The organism is Oceanicoccus sagamiensis, from assembly GCF_002117105.1.
Classification (GTDB): Bacteria; Pseudomonadota; Gammaproteobacteria; order Pseudomonadales; family Dasaniaceae; genus Oceanicoccus; species Oceanicoccus sagamiensis.
Genome location: NZ_CP019343.1, coordinates 2,946,655 through 2,962,969 on the forward strand (window position 1 = coordinate 2,946,655; position 16,315 = coordinate 2,962,969).

Annotated in this window: 18 protein-coding genes; 12 read left to right on the forward strand and 6 right to left on the reverse strand. The window is 49.0% G+C overall.

All coding sequences use genetic code 11. The features are described from left to right. The first annotated feature begins 96 nt into the window (after positions 1-96). From BST96_RS13570 to BST96_RS13580, 3 genes are read left to right on the forward strand one after another with little or no spacing between them, the layout of a single operon-like run. Positions 97-939 carry a TauD/TfdA dioxygenase family protein gene (locus BST96_RS13570; protein ID WP_169713996.1) on the forward strand — a complete coding sequence of 281 codons (843 nt, stop codon included), beginning with the start codon at positions 97-99 and terminating at the stop codon, positions 937-939. Positions 940-952: 13 nt separating this feature from the next. Further along, positions 953-1,714, forward strand: a complete 762-nt coding sequence (locus BST96_RS13575) for an SDR family NAD(P)-dependent oxidoreductase (protein ID WP_085759223.1) — start codon at positions 953-955, stop codon at positions 1,712-1,714. 14 nt (positions 1,715-1,728) lie between these two features. Next, positions 1,729-2,466, forward strand: a complete 738-nt coding sequence (locus BST96_RS13580; protein WP_085759224.1) for a class II aldolase/adducin family protein — start codon at positions 1,729-1,731, stop codon at positions 2,464-2,466. Between the two features lie 2 nt (positions 2,467-2,468). On the opposite strand, the gene BST96_RS13585 is transcribed toward BST96_RS13580, so the two are convergent. Next, positions 2,469-3,785: an NAD(P)/FAD-dependent oxidoreductase gene (locus BST96_RS13585; protein WP_085759225.1), complete on the reverse strand. Its 1,317-nt coding sequence runs from the start codon at positions 3,783-3,785 to the stop codon at positions 2,469-2,471. A gap of 110 nt (positions 3,786-3,895) precedes the next feature. After that, a complete protein-coding gene (locus BST96_RS13590) occupies positions 3,896-4,369 on the reverse strand; it encodes a deoxycytidylate deaminase (protein WP_085759226.1) in 474 nt (157 codons plus the stop codon). Positions 4,370-4,491: 122 nt separating this feature from the next. On the opposite strand from BST96_RS13590, the gene BST96_RS13595 reads away from it, so the two are divergent. The 6 genes from BST96_RS13595 (at position 4,492) to BST96_RS13620 (ending at position 9,718) form a co-directional block, all read left to right on the forward strand. Further along, positions 4,492-5,166: a hypothetical protein gene (locus BST96_RS13595; protein ID WP_085759227.1), complete on the forward strand. Its 675-nt coding sequence runs from the start codon at positions 4,492-4,494 to the stop codon at positions 5,164-5,166. 12 nt (positions 5,167-5,178) lie between these two features. Beyond that, entirely contained in the window at positions 5,179-6,096 is a 918-nt protein-coding gene (locus tag BST96_RS13600; RefSeq protein WP_085759228.1) for a haloalkane dehalogenase, read from the forward strand. Positions 6,097-6,344: 248 nt separating this feature from the next. Further along, positions 6,345-7,103: a sulfite exporter TauE/SafE family protein gene (locus BST96_RS13605; RefSeq protein ID WP_085759229.1), complete on the forward strand. Its 759-nt coding sequence runs from the start codon at positions 6,345-6,347 to the stop codon at positions 7,101-7,103. 44 nt (positions 7,104-7,147) lie between these two features. Further along, entirely contained in the window at positions 7,148-7,384 is a 237-nt protein-coding gene (locus BST96_RS13610) for a TIGR02647 family protein (RefSeq protein ID WP_085759230.1), read from the forward strand. Between the two features lie 103 nt (positions 7,385-7,487). Further along, a complete protein-coding gene (locus BST96_RS13615) occupies positions 7,488-8,612 on the forward strand; it encodes a beta-ketoacyl-ACP synthase III (RefSeq protein ID WP_085759231.1) in 1,125 nt (374 codons plus the stop codon). Positions 8,613-8,851: 239 nt separating this feature from the next. Then, positions 8,852-9,718: a ParA family protein gene (locus tag BST96_RS13620; RefSeq protein ID WP_085759232.1), complete on the forward strand. Its 867-nt coding sequence runs from the start codon at positions 8,852-8,854 to the stop codon at positions 9,716-9,718. On the opposite strand, the gene BST96_RS13625 is transcribed toward BST96_RS13620, so the two are convergent. The 4 genes from BST96_RS13625 to BST96_RS13640 form a co-directional block, all read right to left on the reverse strand. Next, entirely contained in the window at positions 9,708-11,093 is a 1,386-nt protein-coding gene (locus BST96_RS13625; RefSeq protein WP_085759233.1) for an MATE family efflux transporter, read from the reverse strand. The two genes, BST96_RS13620 and BST96_RS13625, sit on opposite strands and share 11 nt — an antisense overlap. Positions 11,094-11,198: 105 nt before the next feature. Then, positions 11,199-12,170 (reverse strand): M61 family metallopeptidase, encoded by a 972-nt coding sequence (locus tag BST96_RS13630; protein WP_085759234.1) that lies wholly within the window; start codon positions 12,168-12,170, stop codon positions 11,199-11,201. Positions 12,171-12,179: 9 nt separating this feature from the next. Beyond that, a complete protein-coding gene (locus BST96_RS13635; protein WP_085759235.1) occupies positions 12,180-12,686 on the reverse strand; it encodes a hypothetical protein in 507 nt (168 codons plus the stop codon). Positions 12,687-12,694: 8 nt separating this feature from the next. Continuing rightward, positions 12,695-13,237 (reverse strand): glutathione peroxidase, encoded by a 543-nt coding sequence (locus tag BST96_RS13640; protein ID WP_085759236.1) that lies wholly within the window; start codon positions 13,235-13,237, stop codon positions 12,695-12,697. Positions 13,238-13,408: 171 nt separating this feature from the next. On the opposite strand from BST96_RS13640, the gene BST96_RS13645 reads away from it, so the two are divergent. Genes BST96_RS13645 through BST96_RS13655 form a run of 3 tightly spaced genes read left to right on the forward strand, consistent with a single transcriptional unit; the run spans position 13,409 to position 16,137 of the window. Continuing rightward, complete coding sequence (locus tag BST96_RS13645) at positions 13,409-14,359, forward strand: NAD(P)-dependent alcohol dehydrogenase (RefSeq protein WP_085759237.1); 951 nt, start codon at positions 13,409-13,411, stop codon at positions 14,357-14,359. Between the two features lie 3 nt (positions 14,360-14,362). Beyond that, positions 14,363-14,761: a hypothetical protein gene (locus BST96_RS13650; RefSeq protein WP_157117957.1), complete on the forward strand. Its 399-nt coding sequence runs from the start codon at positions 14,363-14,365 to the stop codon at positions 14,759-14,761. A 14-nt stretch (positions 14,762-14,775) separates the two neighbouring features. Then, positions 14,776-16,137, forward strand: a complete 1,362-nt coding sequence (locus BST96_RS13655) for a M20/M25/M40 family metallo-hydrolase (protein ID WP_085759239.1) — start codon at positions 14,776-14,778, stop codon at positions 16,135-16,137. Positions 16,138-16,315: the final 178 nt, after the last annotated feature.

Consider the following 16,315-nt stretch of genomic DNA (forward strand, 5'->3'; position numbering starts at 1 on the left):
GACTATAAAAACGGTTATTTATAGCCAAAGAGGTGGCGCAATGCCGCCTCTTTATATGGTACTCTGAGTTCGCATATATCTGTTGAGTATTACATTATGTCTTCATTGAATCTCACCCCTTTCTCGGTCGGTTGTGGTGTCACCGTCGGCGATCTGCAATTGGCCAAGCTGACGGATGATGAGCTATTGGCTTTGCGAGAGGCTTTTGCAGAGCATGGTGTTTTATTTTTTCGTGACCAGCAATTTACCCCGCATGATCATTTGCAGTTTGCCCATCGCTGGGGCGAGTTGGTATTGAATAAATTTTTTAAACCGGTTGAGGGTTTTCCCGATATCGCCGAAGTCAGAAAAGAAAAACACCAGACCACCAATATCGGTGGCGGCTGGCATACCGATCATTCCTATGACGATATTCCCGCCATGGGGTCGATTCTAGTGGCCAGAGACCTGCCCACCTCGGGAGGTGATACCCGCTTTGCCAATTTATATGCCGCCTTTGATGCCTTGTCACCGGGGCTGCAACAGACCCTGCAATCACTGCGGGCTATTCATTCCAATAAGCATATCTATGGTAAAGACGGTTTCTACCGCACAACCGATATCGCCGATCAGTTAGGTGGTGTTGACGAGGTGGGGGATGCCACGCATCCGGTAGTGATTACTCATCCTGAAAGTGGCCGTAAAGCGCTCTATGTTAACCCCGGTCATACTCTGGGTTTTGAAGGTTGGACGCGTGCAGAAAGCCAGCCCCTGCTGGGTTATTTATATAGCCATGTCGACCAGCCGCAATTTACCTGTCAGTTTAATTGGCAGCCGGGTTCCGTGGTATTTTGGGATAACCGTTCTACCTGGCATTTTGCGCAAAATGATTATCAGGGGCAGGCCCGATTAATGCACCGCATTACACTGGCCGGTTCCGCATTGGCTGCCGCTGTCTAAAGGTTTTTTGAGTATGAAGATAAACGATAAAGTGGCTATAGTGACTGGCTCCAGTTCCGGTGTAGGGGCAGAGGCTGCTGTGCAGTTGGCTGAGCTGGGTGCAAACGTTGTAGTAAATTATGCCCACTCCAGGGCCGGTGCAGAGGAAACGGTAAGCCGGATACAAGCCATTGGTGGCGAAGCGATAGCGGTGCAGGCGGATATCAGTGACCAGCAGCAGTGCCAGACTTTGGTGGCAGCAGCCGTCGAGGCATTTGGGCGGTTGGATATTCTGATTAACAATGCCGGTAGCACCACTTTTGTCGACCATAATCAATTAGACGAGCTAAGCGATGACATTTGGCAGTCCACTCTGGGTACCAATCTATTAGGCCCTTTTTATATGAGCAGGGCAGCTCTGCCCGAGTTGATCAAAGCCGGTGGTGGTGAGATAGTCATGACCTCCAGCATTGCCGGTTTAACCACGCAAGGCAGCTCGATTGCCTATTGTGCTTCCAAAGCGGCGTTAAATAATTTGACCCGAACACTGGCCAAGGTGATGGGTCAGCATGATGTTAGAGTCAATGCGATTTGCCCGGGTTTGATTGAAGGTAAGTGGAGTATTGAAGGCAGGGGAGAACAGTGGCAGGCGGCTAAGGACTACACCATAGCCCATTCCGCTATTGCCCAAGTGCCAACCCCTGTAGATATTGCCAATAGTCTGGTCTCTGTTATCACTGGCTCAGATTTAATGACCGGGCAAATTATTACTATCGATTCAGGTTATACCCTGTAAGAGGATAATTAACGATGTCTGGTAATTCCGAGCAAGACCTGCGTATTCAATTAGCCGCCTGTTATAGAATATTTGATTATCTGGGCTGGAGTGAATTAATTTATAACCATATCACCGTTAGATTACCCGGTGACCAGCAGCACTTTCTGATTAATCCCTACGGCCTGCACTACAGTGAAGTGACCGCCTCCAATCTAATCAAGGTGGATATCGATGGCCATATTATTGATAACACACCGCATAAGGTTAACCCGGCAGGTATGTTAATTCATTCTGCCATCCATGCTGCCCGGGAAGATGCCCATTGTATTTCACATCTGCATACCGATGCGGGTATGGCGGTGGCCTGCCAGCAACAGGGTTTGCGGCACGATAATTTTTACTCGGTATTGCTGCATAGCCAGGTGGGCTATCATGACTTTGAGGGTTTAACGGTAACCCCGGATGAAAAAGTCCGCTTGGTGGCCAACTTGGGTGATAAAAACCAAATGATTTTGCGCAACCATGGTTTACTCAGCTGTGGTTCAACACTGCCAGAAATGTTTTTAAATACCTGGGCATTGCAGCGCTCCTGTGAAATTCAAGTGGCCGCTGATAGCTGTGGCAAACCCTTGCAGGCTATCGGTGATGAGATTGCTGCCAAGTCGGCAGCCTTATTAAACGTGCAGACTGCCGGAGCAGCTGCCGGTGAGTTAGAGTTTGCGGCGATGGTCAGAAAGATAGACGCTATAGACCCTTCGTATAAACACTAAGCTTAGTGCAAGCGCAGCCGCAAGCCCTTGGGTTTGGTCAGTTGCTTAAATAAAAAATGCACTATCGCTGCGCGATAACCCCGTACGGCGGCATGATGCTGCCAGTAACTCCAGCGGTAAGCCAGCATGGCAATAGCTCCTTCAAAGGCAATGGTTCTGCCCAGTAACTGGCTGGACACCCGGCCAAAGGATGAGTAGTGGCTAAAGGCAATTAACGAGCCTTTATCGCAATAACTAAACCGGCTTTTGTCCTCTGTTCTATGAATGCTGTTAATTAATTGTTGAGCCAAATAATCGGCCATCTGCTTGGCGGCCTGTGCTCGAGGTGGAATTAACTGTTCCGTGCCATTGTCATAGACACAGGCGCAGTCTCCCAAGGCATACACCCGGTCTACACCGTTGCAACGCAAACGGTTGTCTACCGTCAATTGATTAATGGCATTGGTGGCCGTGCCCGGAATTTTGGCCAGCCAGGGTGGCGCTAAAATACCGCCCGCCCAAATCATCGTATCGACCGGAATTGTCTGGCCGTCGTAGCCAAGAATATAGTCCGGGGTCACTTTGACCACTTCAAAACCCAGATGCAACTTAATACCCAGCGACTCCATATAGGAGGAAAACTTTTCGCCATAGGCCTGGTTTAAACGGGGCAGCAGTTGTTCCGACCCTTCAATTAAATGAATCTGTATTTTTCTTTCAGGGTCTTTTGCCAGAGGGGTGCCGCTAATGCTTTCAGCCATGCGGGCAATTTCAGCACAGAGTTCTACCCCCGCAGCGCCGCCACCGACAATACCAATACTCGTTGGGCGGTTGGCCTTGGCGGCACCGAGAAAAATATTGGTTAAGCGTTTTCTAACGGAGAGAGCGTGGTTAATACCGTCGAGAAAAAAGCAGTGTTGATCCACATCGGGGATATCCCAGGTATTGGTGCGGCTACCCACAGCAATCACCAAGTGATCATAGGTGATTTTTCGTTCTGGCCAGGTGGTATTGCCCGACTCATCGTTTACTTCGCTGATAGTGATTTGCCGTTTCTCGGTGTCGACACGGTCTACAGCGCCCCGTTCAAATCGGTAGTGATAGTGCTCAGCATGTTCCGGCAGATTAATAAAGTCAGTAGCCTCATCCAGCGCGCCGGACGCTACCTCGTGCAGGCGAGGTTTCCAGACGTGATTGATATTTTTATCAACCAGAATGATTTCCGCGCTGGCACATTTCCCCAGCGCTTTACCCAGCGTAGAGACCAGCGGTAAACCGGCGGCGCCGGCACCGATAACAATAATACGGGGCACTGATTTATGGGGGCTTGATGATTTCATAGCCAAGATAATAACGGATTATCTTATAGCTGTGTTTGATGCTATCTATTCACGCAATGAATGTTTTTGGGGGTGATAGGGCGGTTGTCACCTTGGCTATAGGGGGGGTGTTACTGATTGGCGTAATTCTCCACTTCACCGTCCAAAACCACTAACTCCACCCCGGCCTGAGCAAACATATCCCGGGTTTCCTGCGCCGCATGGTACATGGACTTGGCAACCACCTTGGTAATACCGCAGCTAATAATCAGCATCGCACAAACCCGACAGGGTTCCATCTTGCAATAGAGGGTGCTGCCTTCCAGTGGAATGCCATGTCTGGCAGCCTGGCAGATAGCATTTTGCTCCGCGTGAATGGTGCGCATACAGTGCTGGCGGGTGGTGCCATCGTCATCGATAACCTGCTTCATTAAATGGCCGACATCATCACAGTGGGGCAGGCCGGAAGGTGAGCCAACATAGCCGGTGGAAATAATCCGTTTGTCCCTGACAATAATGCAACCCGAGCGGCCTCGGTCACAGGTTGCCCGGTTGGCAACGGTATCCATCATCTGAATAAAGTATTCGTCCCAGTCTGGTCTCATAGTGTCTGGCCCGTGGCTAATAATAGGTTGGCTTGTTTGATTGGCCGTTAGTATAACAGTTACTTATGCCTTCGCACTTGTTAAGATTCGCTACCTTATATACCTGATACGGAGTTGTTATTATGAGAGTACTGCTCTCAACAGTGTTGCTATTCAGCCTGCTACTACAGACCCCATTACAAGCCGCCGAACAGATTGTCAGCGATGACGGTCGTGAAGTGCAGTTAAATGCCGATGGTAGTTGGGAATATAAATCCACCGATCGTTTTGCAACCACGGCTGACGGCAGGCGGGTACGCTTATCCGCCGATGGCCAATGGGCTTATACCGGTGAAAAAAGTGCCGCCGGGCAAAAAGTGGTCAGCGATCAAAAATATATTGATGAACAGTCGTTGGATATTGTGCTTAGCGATGTAGTGATTGAAACCGTCAAGGGTAAAAAAGCGCCGGGGAGTAAAAACCCCCGCAAAAAAACGCGCTCAGTTTTTTATCTGACAGTAAACCTCGATAAGAGCGCCGAAGCTGATTTGTCAGCGACATTAAATACCCGTGATTTTACCGTGGAAGATACGGATGGGCGTAACTATCCGGTGACAGCCGTAGAACCGGACCTGGTAAGCATTAAACCTGCCGGTGAAGCGCAGATCACCGTATATGCCGATGGCTCACCCCATTGGTGGACTACAAAATCGATGACCGTTACCGTCAATAAAACCGTATTTGCCAGCAACAAAGCTATTAGCTTAAGCCGCCCGCTAGCTGAGGCCAAGAAAAAACAAAGCGATAGCTTTGAATAAAGAGGCAGCATAATGGCTAAGGTGTTACGGACAGATAACAGCCGTTTTGAGCATTTGCAGGACTTTGATTTTGAACCTCATTATCTGGAGATTCAGGATAAAGAGTTTGGCAGCCTGCGTATGCACTATCTGGATGAGGGTGATACAGCCGCGCCAGTGATTGTATGCCTGCATGGCCAGGCTACCTGGAGCTATAGCTACCGTAACATGATCCCCGTATTTGTCGCCTCAGGCTACCGCGTGATTGCGCCGGATTTTATTGGTTTTGGGCGCTCTGATAAATTACAGGATGATAGCGATTACAGCTTTGCCAAACATATCCAATGGCTGACTGAGGCTTTAACAGCCCTTGAAATCACCGACGCGACAGGCTTCTTTTTTGATTGGGGTGGGTATTTTGGTTTGCCTATAGCCGCAGCTAATAGCAGCATCTTTTCACGCTTGGTATTGGTTAATACCACCTTGCCCAGAGCCGCTGGTATTATCAATGCATTGTGGGTGGCGGGTTGGCGCAAGTATATTTTAAAAGGGCCGGTTTTTCCGATTGGCGAGATGGTCGATAAAATGACCGATACTGATCTGTCTGCACAGGAGCGTATGGCACTGGATGCGCCGTTCCCTGATGAAAGCTATAAAGCCGGCCCGCGCAGTTTTCCAATGCTAATACCGGCGACTACACTTAACCCGGCAACGAAAGCCAACCGTGCCGCTTGGGCACAGCTGGCTGGTTGGACAAAACCCGCGGTCACTTTTGTCAGTGAGCGTTTATCAAAACGCGGCTTTAGCCCTAAAGAATTTTATCGGCAGATACCGGGAACAGCAGGGCAGGCGCATCAAACCTTTGCTGGTGCCGGTTTTTTTATTATTGAAGATTGCCCCGAGTTACTAGCGGCAAGTACCCTGAGGTTTATTCAGTCCTCGACTGTTTAAGCGACAGTTATTACCAGAAGGCGCAACCCTGTGTTGTAGATTCCCCCTTTGCGCATACTGTCCGGTATAAAAGCCTTAAATAAGGCCAGGCAATTCACCCGAACATGGTAGGGTGGATTATAATCCACCAAGGCCCTGCCCAGAGCCCTTATAACCGGTGGATTATAATCCACCCTACGTGCTAAGTATTTATCCCGAAGAGCAATGCGCCTTGGCGGGATTAACAGTATTAACCAAGAGATGATTGGATGGATATTGCCTTAGAGCATATTGTATTACTGATGATTACCGGCTTGTTGGCCGGGGTGATCAATACCCTTGCGGGCGGCGGCTCTAACTTAACCCTGCCAGCCTTAATGGTGATGGGTATGCCTGCGGATATTGCCAACGCGACGAATCGGGTGGCGGTGACCTTGCAAAATGTTGTGGCCATGCAGGGCTTTTATAAACACGATAAATTGCCTACCGATGATCTTATCCCCATTTTGCTGCCTACGCTGATCGGTGGTTTTTTTGGGGCTATTGGCGCCTCATATGCGCCGGAGTGGGTATTAAAGCCGTTGCTACTTGGGGTGATGTTAAGCATGACGGTGATCATGCTGGTAAAGCCCAGTGTTATATCGCCGCCCCTCGGCACTATCCCCCATAAAGTTAAAGATAAAACCTCCGCTTGGTGGTGGCTGGCCGGTGCCGGTTTTTATGCGGGCTTTATTCAGGCTGGGGTAGGTTTTATTTTGATTACGGCGCTGGCAGGCTCGCTGCGCTATGACCTGGTAAGAACTAACGCTTTAAAAGTGGTGTGTGTCTTGGTACCCACCGTGGTGGCGTTGGCCGTCTTTACCGCCAGAGGGCAGGTGCTGTGGCTGCCCGGTATGATATTGGCGGTGGGCAGTATGGCCGGTGCCTATATCGCGGTAAAATTTGCCATTACCGCCAAGCCCTCAACCCTTAAATGGTTCCTGTTTATTATGACCCTGTGCGGCAGCGCGGCTGTATTATTGTTTTAAGGCTGTGTTAGGCTGCATCTATCAATAAAAAGAGAGGAATACGCATGCCATATTCACCTGATATTGTTGAAGAACTGAATATCCTTGCCCGTTTTAATCTCGATACCACTCAAGCCGGTATTAAAGTCCACGCTAACGCAGCCCCTGAGGCAATCAGTGCGACCCAGCGCTTATTCGATAAAGGGCTGATTTCCCAGTCAGATGGGGGCTATCTAACCCATCGGGGCATTGAAGCGGCGGAGCATGCCCAGAACCTGATGGGTATTATGAAGAGCGGCTAAGCATTACCGTCAGCAGTGACTTTTTCAGTGTAAAACGGTAAGCTTGGCGCCATTATTGTCAGGCTATCTTTAGCGTTTCTCTTCTCTTACTGGAAATATCTTTATGCCAAACTCTGTCGTCATTAGTGGCACCGGTTTATGGAACCCTCCCCATACCATCAGCAATGAAGAACTGGTCACAGCCTATAATGCCCATGCTGATCAATTTAATGCCGACAATGCCGCCGCTATTGAAGCGGGGGAACTAGCCGCCAAAGCCCATTCCAGCGCCGAATTTATTGAAAAAGCCTCCGGCATTAAAAGCCGTTTTGCCTATATCAAGGACGGTATTCTCGATGTTAATCGACTGCGCCCCAATATTCCTGAGCGTGGTGATGATGAGTTATCTGATCAGGCTGAGATTGGGGTTAATGCCGCCAAACTGGCGCTGGCTGCCGCCAATAAATCCGCTGCTGATATTGATGCGGTCATCGTGTCCTGCGCTTACACACAGCGTTCATACCCGGCAATCGCCATTGAGATACAAGAAGCATTAGGTATTGAAGGCTTTGCTTTTGATATGTTAGTGGCTTGTTCAGCGGCTACCTTTGGTATCCACCGGGCTTATGAAATGATTGCAGCAGGTACTGCAAAGTCGGTTTTGATTATTAACCCTGAATTGACCTCACCTCAGGTCAACTATGGTGACCGGGATAGCCACTTTATTTTTGGTGATGTGGGTATGGCCACAGTAGTAGAGTCGGCGGAGAGTTGTACCTCAGAGCACCGCTATGAAATCCTCAGCACCAAGGCGGTTACCAGCTACTCCAATAATATCCGTTCCAATTTTGGTTATGTCAGCCGCGCCAATGATGCCGACCCTTATTCGGCGGACCGCTTATTTCATCAAAATGGCCGCAAAGTGTTTAAAGAAGTCTGCCCCATGGCGGCGAAGCATATTATTGAGCATCTGCAAAGCCATGACCTGGCTTCCAGCGATGTCAGCCGTTGGTGGTTGCACCAGGCAAATATCAATATGAATTTATTGATTGCTAAAAAGCTGCTGGGACGTGACGCCAGCGCCGAAGAAGCACCGATTGTGTTAGATCGCTATGCTAATACGGCATCGGCGGGATCCTTAATCGCCTTTAATCTACACCATGAAGATTTGGTGAGCGGCGATTACGGTGTGATTTGTTCTTTTGGTGCGGGCTATTCCATAGGTAGTTTAGTGGTTCGCAAAAGCTAACACTTTTTCTTATTTGAAATAAAAAATGGCCGCAGCAAACTTTGCTGCGGCTTTTTTTTAAATTTTCCTGTCAATTTTCTACGCTTTCTTCATTTAAATTAAAATAATTGCTTACTTGTGCCATATTTTTGTCGACCTTTTCCCCACTAGCAACTAAAATGATTCCCCAGCTAAGTTAAACCTTTTACGACAAGTTTTTACTCATATTTTAATAATAAATAAAACTAGGGATCTTGCTGATGAGAAGAGTGATCTTCAATCAAAAAGGGGGTGTTGGGAAATCCAGCATTACCTGTAACCTCGCTGCCATAAGTGCCAGCCGTGGTTATAAAACACTGGTAGTGGATTTAGATGTTCAGGCTAACAGTAGTTATTATCTGGGCCATGAGCAGCCTTTGAATTTGGCTTATGCTCATGATCAAGGCCATAAAATGTTAAGTGAAGGGTCTATTGTGGGTCTGTTTAAGCAGTCCATTGATATGTTTACCCCAAAACAAGACCCCATGGACTATGTCACCGATACCGAATTTGAAAATCTGTATTTGATGGCATCCAGCCCGGCTTTGGATTTAATGGAGCGTGAGCTTGAGTCCCGCTACAAAATCTACAAGCTACGTGAAGCGCTGGTTGAGTTAAATAAGACCTTTGACCATATCTATATTGATACCGCACCGGTATTTAACTTCTATAGCAAGTCTGCCCTGATTGCTGCCGACAGCGTATTGATCCCTTTTGACTGCGACACTTTTTCCCGTCAGGCACTCTATGGTCTGATGCAAAATGTGGTGGAATTGCAGGAAGATCATAATGCGGATTTGCGGATTGGCGGCATTATCGTCAATCAGTTTAACAAGCAGGCTCGCTTTCCCAAGCAGTTGGTGGGTGAATTGATTAGCGAGTCTTACCCCATTCTCGGTAGCTATATTTCATCCTCGGTGAAGATGAAAGAGTCCCATGCGATGCAGACACCTTTGGTTTACCTGTATCCCAAGCATAAGCTGTCGGAAGAATTTGAACGTTTATACCGCGAGCTAAGCGGTGAGCCGGCGATTAAACGCTCTGAAATCCCGGTTGAGAACAGAGTTTCTTCCCTGTTTATGCAGTAGTATCTCGCGTATCAGCCTTGGCCTCGTGAGCTTTCGCGAGGTGGCTGATATGTCTAAAGGCCACCACGACACCCGCCAGCGCAAAAATCATCCCTCCCAAGGCTTGTCCGGCCAATACGCCGCCGGCACCGGCTATCTCGCCCCCTAAATACACAAAGGGCAGGGTGCCCAGAGTCGATTTCCCTACATTAAACCAGGTGGCATACATCGGTTTACCGAGGTTATTAAAGGCAGAGTTAGAGACAAATTGAGCGCCATTAAAGATAAAGGTGATTGCTATCCAGGTACAGAAAATACGCATTAGCGCCGCGGCTTCACCCTCTAGCTTAAACAGGTTAATAATCGGCTCTTGCAAAAGATACAGAGCAATGGAGATCAGCGTGACATAGGCGGCACTGAATACCAGCGAGTTACTCAGCGTTTCACGGATACGGTGGAAGTTAAGTGCGCCATAATTCTGGCCAATAATCGGCGCAATAGCACCGGACAAGGCAAACACCAGGGCAAAGGCAACGGGGCTAATTCTGCCGATAATGGCAAAGCCCGCCACATAGGCGGCACCAAACTGAGCCACCGCTTTAATGACAATGGCGTTGCCAATCGGTGTGGCAATATTGGTTAACATCGCGGGGCCGGCGATTTTAAAAATAGGTCTAAAATCTTCCACAAAGTCTTTATAGACAAAAGCCTTCATTAATTTATGTTTGCGAGTGACACCCCAAAAGGCAATGCCCAACACCACAAAACGCGCAATCACTGAGGCGATAGCAGCACCTTCCACGCCCATACTTAAGGCGAAAATAAAAATAGGGTCGAGCACCGCATTAACGCCACCGCCGATTAACGTGGTTAGCATGGAAAGCCTGGCATCACCCACCGCCCGCAGCGCGGCCGACATGGCCATCCCGGTTGCCAGTATTGGCAGAGAAGGTAAAAGTATCTGTAAGTAGCTAACACCGACGGCGAGTGCGCCTTCATCGGCACCTAAAAGGCGAAATAAAAAGGCCAGATTAAACCAGATAATACAGGCCATAATGCTGGTGAGAGTAAGTGCCAAAAAAGCGATATTAACCACATAGCGTTTTGCCTGTGCCACATTGCGCTGGCCGATCATGCGCGATACCAGCGCAGCCATAGAAATGGTAATACCAATACTTAGAGAAACGGTAAAGAAAGAGACACTGGCGGCAAAGCCAACGCCGGCAATAATATCGTCGCTGCCCAGCATACTGAGAAACAGCATATCGATCAGGTCGACAAAAAATACCCCGACCAGCCCTATCGATGCGGTACTGGTCATCACCCAGATATGGCGCATAATCGAGCCATCAATAAACTTGGCGGGTAGGTGTGCGGCGCCAGATTTATCGGTCATGACAGAGACAACTCATGGAAATACAGCCCAGTTGGTTTGGGGTGAAATAAAAAGGCCGTGTTGGAATGATTATGAGCACCTTGGCGAGGCGCGATCATAGCACGATTATGGGATAGCTTGGGTCATTATCTGCTGGGATAAGCCGAGTTTGTTGGTCTTCATCTGATACAGTTTGCCCCCTTTTAAGCCTAAGCCTATCTGGTTAAAGGCAGGCTCAAAACCCTGCAATTGCTTGCTATTGATACTCTGCTGGTACTGCTCGCTAAACACGCGGCTATGGCTGAGTTGGTCCAGCGTCTGGATAAGTTCCGTCACCGTCCAATCACGGGACTTATGCAGGCAACATTGCTGTAGGCCCAACATCACTTCGTCCAGTGATTGGCCCTGTTCACGCAATGCAATATCCACCGCCATAAAATAATAGGCGCCACTCCAGTACACCCGCATAAAACTGCGGTTCTGCCACATCTGCGGACTTAGCTCACCCAGGGTAAGGTCCTGTCGTTTGGTGTCATTAGCACCGCGGACAAAGCCATCAAAGATTTTTTGCCAGGCCGCCAGCGGTGACAATACCCCAGCTCTGGCCATCACCAGATTTTGGTAATAAGAGGCCAGCCCTTCGCTAAACCACATCGCGTCATCGCCGGGGTAGGGGATCATTAAATGGCTAAATTCGTGATAAGCCGTCCAGTCATTGATAAAGCGATCAAGGCTTATCGCCGGGTTAACATAAAAGCTAATCCCTTGTTTTGGCCAGCGAATGACTTTGCCGAAGGGCACCGGTTCATTGGCTTTTCGGTAGGGAATAAATTCAACCATAATGGTATTCAGCGGCAGCCTGCCATATACCGTTGTCATCGACTGACCGACAAGCTTTAGCCATTGTGTGAGCTTGTCACGCTCCGCTTCAGTGAAATCGCCTTTAAAGGTGACAGCAAATGTCGTGTTATCAATACTGATGGTTGATGAGCTGCGGGCATCAGAGGGGGCGGCTTTTATCCATGGCGGTTGGGCCAGGCTGTGGCCGTTGGCGAGCAACAAAATAATCAGCAAAGCAAAAGGTTTAATCCAGTGCACCGGTATTACCTACAGTATTCGCGAGTCATAGGCCCAGTGTAACAAGGCCTGGCGTTGTTTTCTGCGGCAATCACAGTCGCCGGGTTCGCAGTTTTTTTTCACCGCGCCAATATGGCGACGCATATTACGCCAGCGTTTTATTTGCCGTTGATCTTCTAATTCAATCCGGCGGCCGCGGTAATAACGGCAATACCATTGAAACCAACCTCTGGGGTCTTCGTGGTAAATCCAGCCTTTGCCACGCCAGTGACTAAGCGGGAGTGAGGCGTCTACCCGAAAGTAATTCAGGCTAACGTCTTTTTTGAGCGGGGATAAAACCGCCTGGCTAAACCAGCTTTTGGGAAACTCATCCTGACAGTCATTGAGATATTTGCCGCCAAAAACCCCCAGCGCTAATAGTTCTTTAGGGCTTAGCTCCGGGGAAAAGCCCGGTTCAAAGTTTTTACCCGCGGGTTCTACTAACTGATAGCTATAGTGAGTTTGCATGGAGTCATTAACGACAATGGTTTTACCCATAGAGTGGCCTACATCTTAAGGGCTTTAACAACGGTATCTTCCAGTTGGCCACCCATAGGCAGTTCACTGGAAGGGTAAGCGGCAATCGCTTTACCGTCTTTACCGATAACATATTTAGAGAAGTTCCAACGTGGCGCTTTGCCAGTTTGTTCCGCCAGTGATTTAAAGACCGGGTTGGCATTGCTGCCTTTAACACTGGAGGTACTGAGCATCTGGAAAGTCACGCCGTAATTGATATAGCAGACATCCGCCGTTTTGGCTTCGTCGCCATGTTCCTGATTAAAGTCGTTAGACGGAAAGCCCAGTACCACTAATCCCTGGTCCTTATATTCCTGATACAGGGCCTCAAGGGTCTTAAATTGGGGTGTATACCCACACTGGCTGGCGGTATTGACCATAACAATCACTTTGCCTTGATAGGCTTCACAGAGATTGATGGTTTCATCAGAGCGCAACTTGCGGGTTTCATAATCCAGCAGACTGTCACAGTTGGCCAGACTTAGCTGGCTAAATAACAGGCCTGAGATAATGGCAAATAGTCGAATACTCATAGTGGTTGGTCCCTTGTTATAGGCATTAGCGTGGTATGTGTTGGGTATTTACGTGTCGCTGGCAGTATTGGATGTTAAGAAATGTAGTGAAGCCCCCGTTATTATTGACTTAGCGTGACCGGTTTCGTTAAATCAGGGCTATGATAATGGATTGCATTAGGTAGTTTAGTGATGAAAGCAATAATAATTGAACAATACGGTGGCCTGGATGTGCTGCAAGTGGCCGAGATTGACAAGCCGGTGGCTGCGGCGGACCAATTGTTGATAGAAGTTTATGCCGCCGGTTTGAATCCTATTGATACCAAAATCCGCGATGGCAGTATGGCTTTCCGTTTTGGCAAAGATTTCCCCAAGGTACTGGGTTTTGATGCCGCTGGTATTGTGCGGGAAACCGGGCCCGAGGCAACAAAATTTAAACCCGGCGATGCGGTGATGGTTCGCTCAGACCTGCTAACCGGTCGCGCCTGTGCCGAGTATCTTGCGGTATCAGAAACGGTGGTTGCCCATAAACCCGCGGCGATGAATTTTCAGCAAGCGGCTGCACTTCCTCTGGCGGGCTTGACCGCCTTACAAGGTTTGAGGGATGACTGCCAGTTACAATCCGGTGACCATATCCTAATTATTGGTGCCTCCGGTGGCGTGGGTACGTATGCGGTACAAATAGCCAAGGCAATGGGCGCTGTAGTAACCGCTGTTTGCAGTGGAAAAAATACAGAGCTGGTCAAAAGTCTGGGTGCTGATCGGGTGATTGATTATACCTGCGAAGATGTCTTTGCCGCCCAGGAACCCTATGACTGTATTTATGATGTGATGGGCAAACAGCGGTTTTCTGAAGCCAGAAAAATACTCAAATATACCGGCAATTTTGCAGCAGCAGTGCCCAGTGCGGGGGTTATCTTTGCCAAATTTATTGGCAATAAATTTCGCCAGCAAAAGGCCCACTTTGTGATGTGCAAATCCAGTGGCAGCGATCTGGCATTGATGGCGGAGTGGGTGGAACAGGGCAAGCTAAAAAGTATTATCGATAGCAGCTATGCGATGGAGGATATTGTTAGCGCCCATCAAAAACTGGAAACGGTACGCGCCCGCGGTAAATTAATTATCACGATTAAAGAGCCCTGAACCATGGCCGATCCTCTTCACTGCTGGAAATGTGGCAGCCCGTTGCAGGGACTTATTTTACCCATGTCCCGCCGCGAAGAATGCGCCCGTTGCGGAGCAGACCAGCATGTTTGTAAGCTCTGCAAACACTATAAAGCCACAGTGGCTGATGCCTGTACCGAGGATCGCGCTGAAGCGGTAACGGATAAAGAGCGGGCTAATTTCTGTGATTATTTTCAACCCGGTGGTGATGCTTTTGTCGCTGCAGCGGTCAGTGATGAAGCCAAAGCCCGCCAGGAGTTGGCAGCTCTATTTGGTGATGAGGTACCGGAGTCAGAGGATAAGGACATTGATAACCATCAAACCCTTTCTGAATCAGATGCGGCATTATCCGAGCTTGAGAAGTTGTTTAACAACGATTAAATAAAGAGGACTGCATGCGTCTATTAATCCTGCTGGCCTTGCTTATTACGTCGACGGCCTATGCACAAACCCCGGAGACAACCCCGGAGCAAACCGCTGCCAGTTTGCGTGACAAAGCTCTGGCCTCAAGCCGAGGCTGGGCTATTGTAGAGTCATTAACCACCGAAGTAGGCCCGCGTCTGGCGGGGACGGAGGCGGATATACGGGCGGTGGCCTGGGCACAGGAGCTACTGCAATCTTCGAACTTTGATAGGGTGTGGACCGAGCCTGTTAGCATTCCGGTTTGGCGGCGGCATCATGAACAGGCACGGGTCGTTTCCCCTTATCCCCAGCCTCTGCGTATAACCGCTTTAGGTTATAGCGGTTCTACCGACGGTGAAATGACCGCTGAGGTGATTGGCTTCCCCAGTATGAAAGCCTTTAAGCAAGCCGATGCCGATACCGTGGCTGGTAAAATTGTGTTTATTAACCGCAAAATGGAGCGGCATAAGCAGGGGGCAGGTTATCCGCCTGTCTCTCGAATGCGTTATACCGTCGTGCCTGCCGCTAAAGAAAAAGGGGCCAAAGCGGCACTGATTCGTTCCGTGGGTACCGATAGCCATCGCTTCCCCCATACCGGTGCCTCAGTCAGAAGTGATAATCCTTTTCCTACCGCGGCCTTATCGGCGCCGGATGCTGACCAACTTCAGCGAATGTTAGATCGGGGTGTGCCCGTTCGTCTGGCACTGGATATTCGTGTTTCGGAAAGAGCTGAGGGGATAACCCATAATGTGATAGCACAACTTAATGGTCGTGAAAATCCTGAAGAGATTGTTTTGATTGGTGCCCATTTAGATTCCTGGGATTTGGGTACAGGGGCTTTGGATGATGGTGCCGGTGTGGCCATTACCACCGCCGCCGCTGAATTAATTAGTCAGTTAGAACAGCGCCCCCGGCGCAGTATACGGCTGGTTTTATTTGGCAATGAAGAGCAGGGCCTATGGGGTGCTAAAGCCTATGCCAAGCAACATGCGGATGAGTTGGCCAGGCATGTTATCGCTTCTGAATCAGACTTTGGTGCCGGTCTGGTCTGGCGCTTTGATAGCGCCAACCCGGATTTAATGAGCACAGCTATGACCGCTCTGGCGGCTTTAAATATAGAGCAGGGCAAAAAACCCAGTAGTGGTGGTCCTGATATTGGCCCATTACAACAGCAAGGCGTGCCGGTGTTTAGGTTGCAACAGGATGGTAGTGACTATTTTGATTATCACCATACTGCTGATGATACGCTGGATAAAATTGACCCTGAAAAATTACAGCAAAACATTGCAGCCTGGTCGGTGGTAACCTGGTTGGCGGCGGAATTACCGTCAGTAAAACGGACGGCTAATGAGTAGAGAAAGCCAATATAGAGGGGTAAAGAAAAAGCCACCCTGTAAAGCCTGTATCCGCAGCCGTTGGATTTTAACGGTATTAATCCTGTCGAGTATGGGGGTGATTTTATATTTGGATCAATTTCCCCGCTGATCATTAAACCGCACTGCTGTGGTTTGCGTACCCATAATAAATGAGAAG

Excerpts from the sequence above, each read along its gene's own strand:
- BST96_RS13570 (WP_169713996.1), top strand. The coding sequence starts at position 97 with ATGTCTTCATTGAATCTCACCCCTTTCTCGGTCGGTTGTGGTGTCACC.
- BST96_RS13575 (WP_085759223.1), top strand. The coding sequence starts at position 953 with ATGAAGATAAACGATAAAGTGGCTATAGTGACTGGCTCCAGTTCCGGT.
- BST96_RS13580 (WP_085759224.1), top strand. The coding sequence starts at position 1,729 with ATGTCTGGTAATTCCGAGCAAGACCTGCGTATTCAATTAGCCGCCTGT.
- BST96_RS13585 (WP_085759225.1), bottom strand. The coding sequence starts at position 3,785 with ATGAAATCATCAAGCCCCCATAAATCAGTGCCCCGTATTATTGTTATC.
- BST96_RS13590 (WP_085759226.1), bottom strand. The coding sequence starts at position 4,369 with ATGAGACCAGACTGGGACGAATACTTTATTCAGATGATGGATACCGTT.
- BST96_RS13595 (WP_085759227.1), top strand. The coding sequence starts at position 4,492 with ATGAGAGTACTGCTCTCAACAGTGTTGCTATTCAGCCTGCTACTACAG.
- BST96_RS13600 (WP_085759228.1), top strand. The coding sequence starts at position 5,179 with ATGGCTAAGGTGTTACGGACAGATAACAGCCGTTTTGAGCATTTGCAG.
- BST96_RS13605 (WP_085759229.1), top strand. The coding sequence starts at position 6,345 with ATGGATATTGCCTTAGAGCATATTGTATTACTGATGATTACCGGCTTG.
- BST96_RS13610 (WP_085759230.1), top strand. The coding sequence starts at position 7,148 with ATGCCATATTCACCTGATATTGTTGAAGAACTGAATATCCTTGCCCGT.
- BST96_RS13615 (WP_085759231.1), top strand. The coding sequence starts at position 7,488 with ATGCCAAACTCTGTCGTCATTAGTGGCACCGGTTTATGGAACCCTCCC.
- BST96_RS13620 (WP_085759232.1), top strand. The coding sequence starts at position 8,852 with ATGAGAAGAGTGATCTTCAATCAAAAAGGGGGTGTTGGGAAATCCAGC.
- BST96_RS13625 (WP_085759233.1), bottom strand. The coding sequence starts at position 11,093 with ATGACCGATAAATCTGGCGCCGCACACCTACCCGCCAAGTTTATTGAT.
- BST96_RS13635 (WP_085759235.1), bottom strand. The coding sequence starts at position 12,686 with ATGGGTAAAACCATTGTCGTTAATGACTCCATGCAAACTCACTATAGC.
- BST96_RS13640 (WP_085759236.1), bottom strand. The coding sequence starts at position 13,237 with ATGAGTATTCGACTATTTGCCATTATCTCAGGCCTGTTATTTAGCCAG.
- BST96_RS13645 (WP_085759237.1), top strand. The coding sequence starts at position 13,409 with ATGAAAGCAATAATAATTGAACAATACGGTGGCCTGGATGTGCTGCAA.
- BST96_RS13650 (WP_157117957.1), top strand. The coding sequence starts at position 14,363 with ATGGCCGATCCTCTTCACTGCTGGAAATGTGGCAGCCCGTTGCAGGGA.
- BST96_RS13655 (WP_085759239.1), top strand. The coding sequence starts at position 14,776 with ATGCGTCTATTAATCCTGCTGGCCTTGCTTATTACGTCGACGGCCTAT.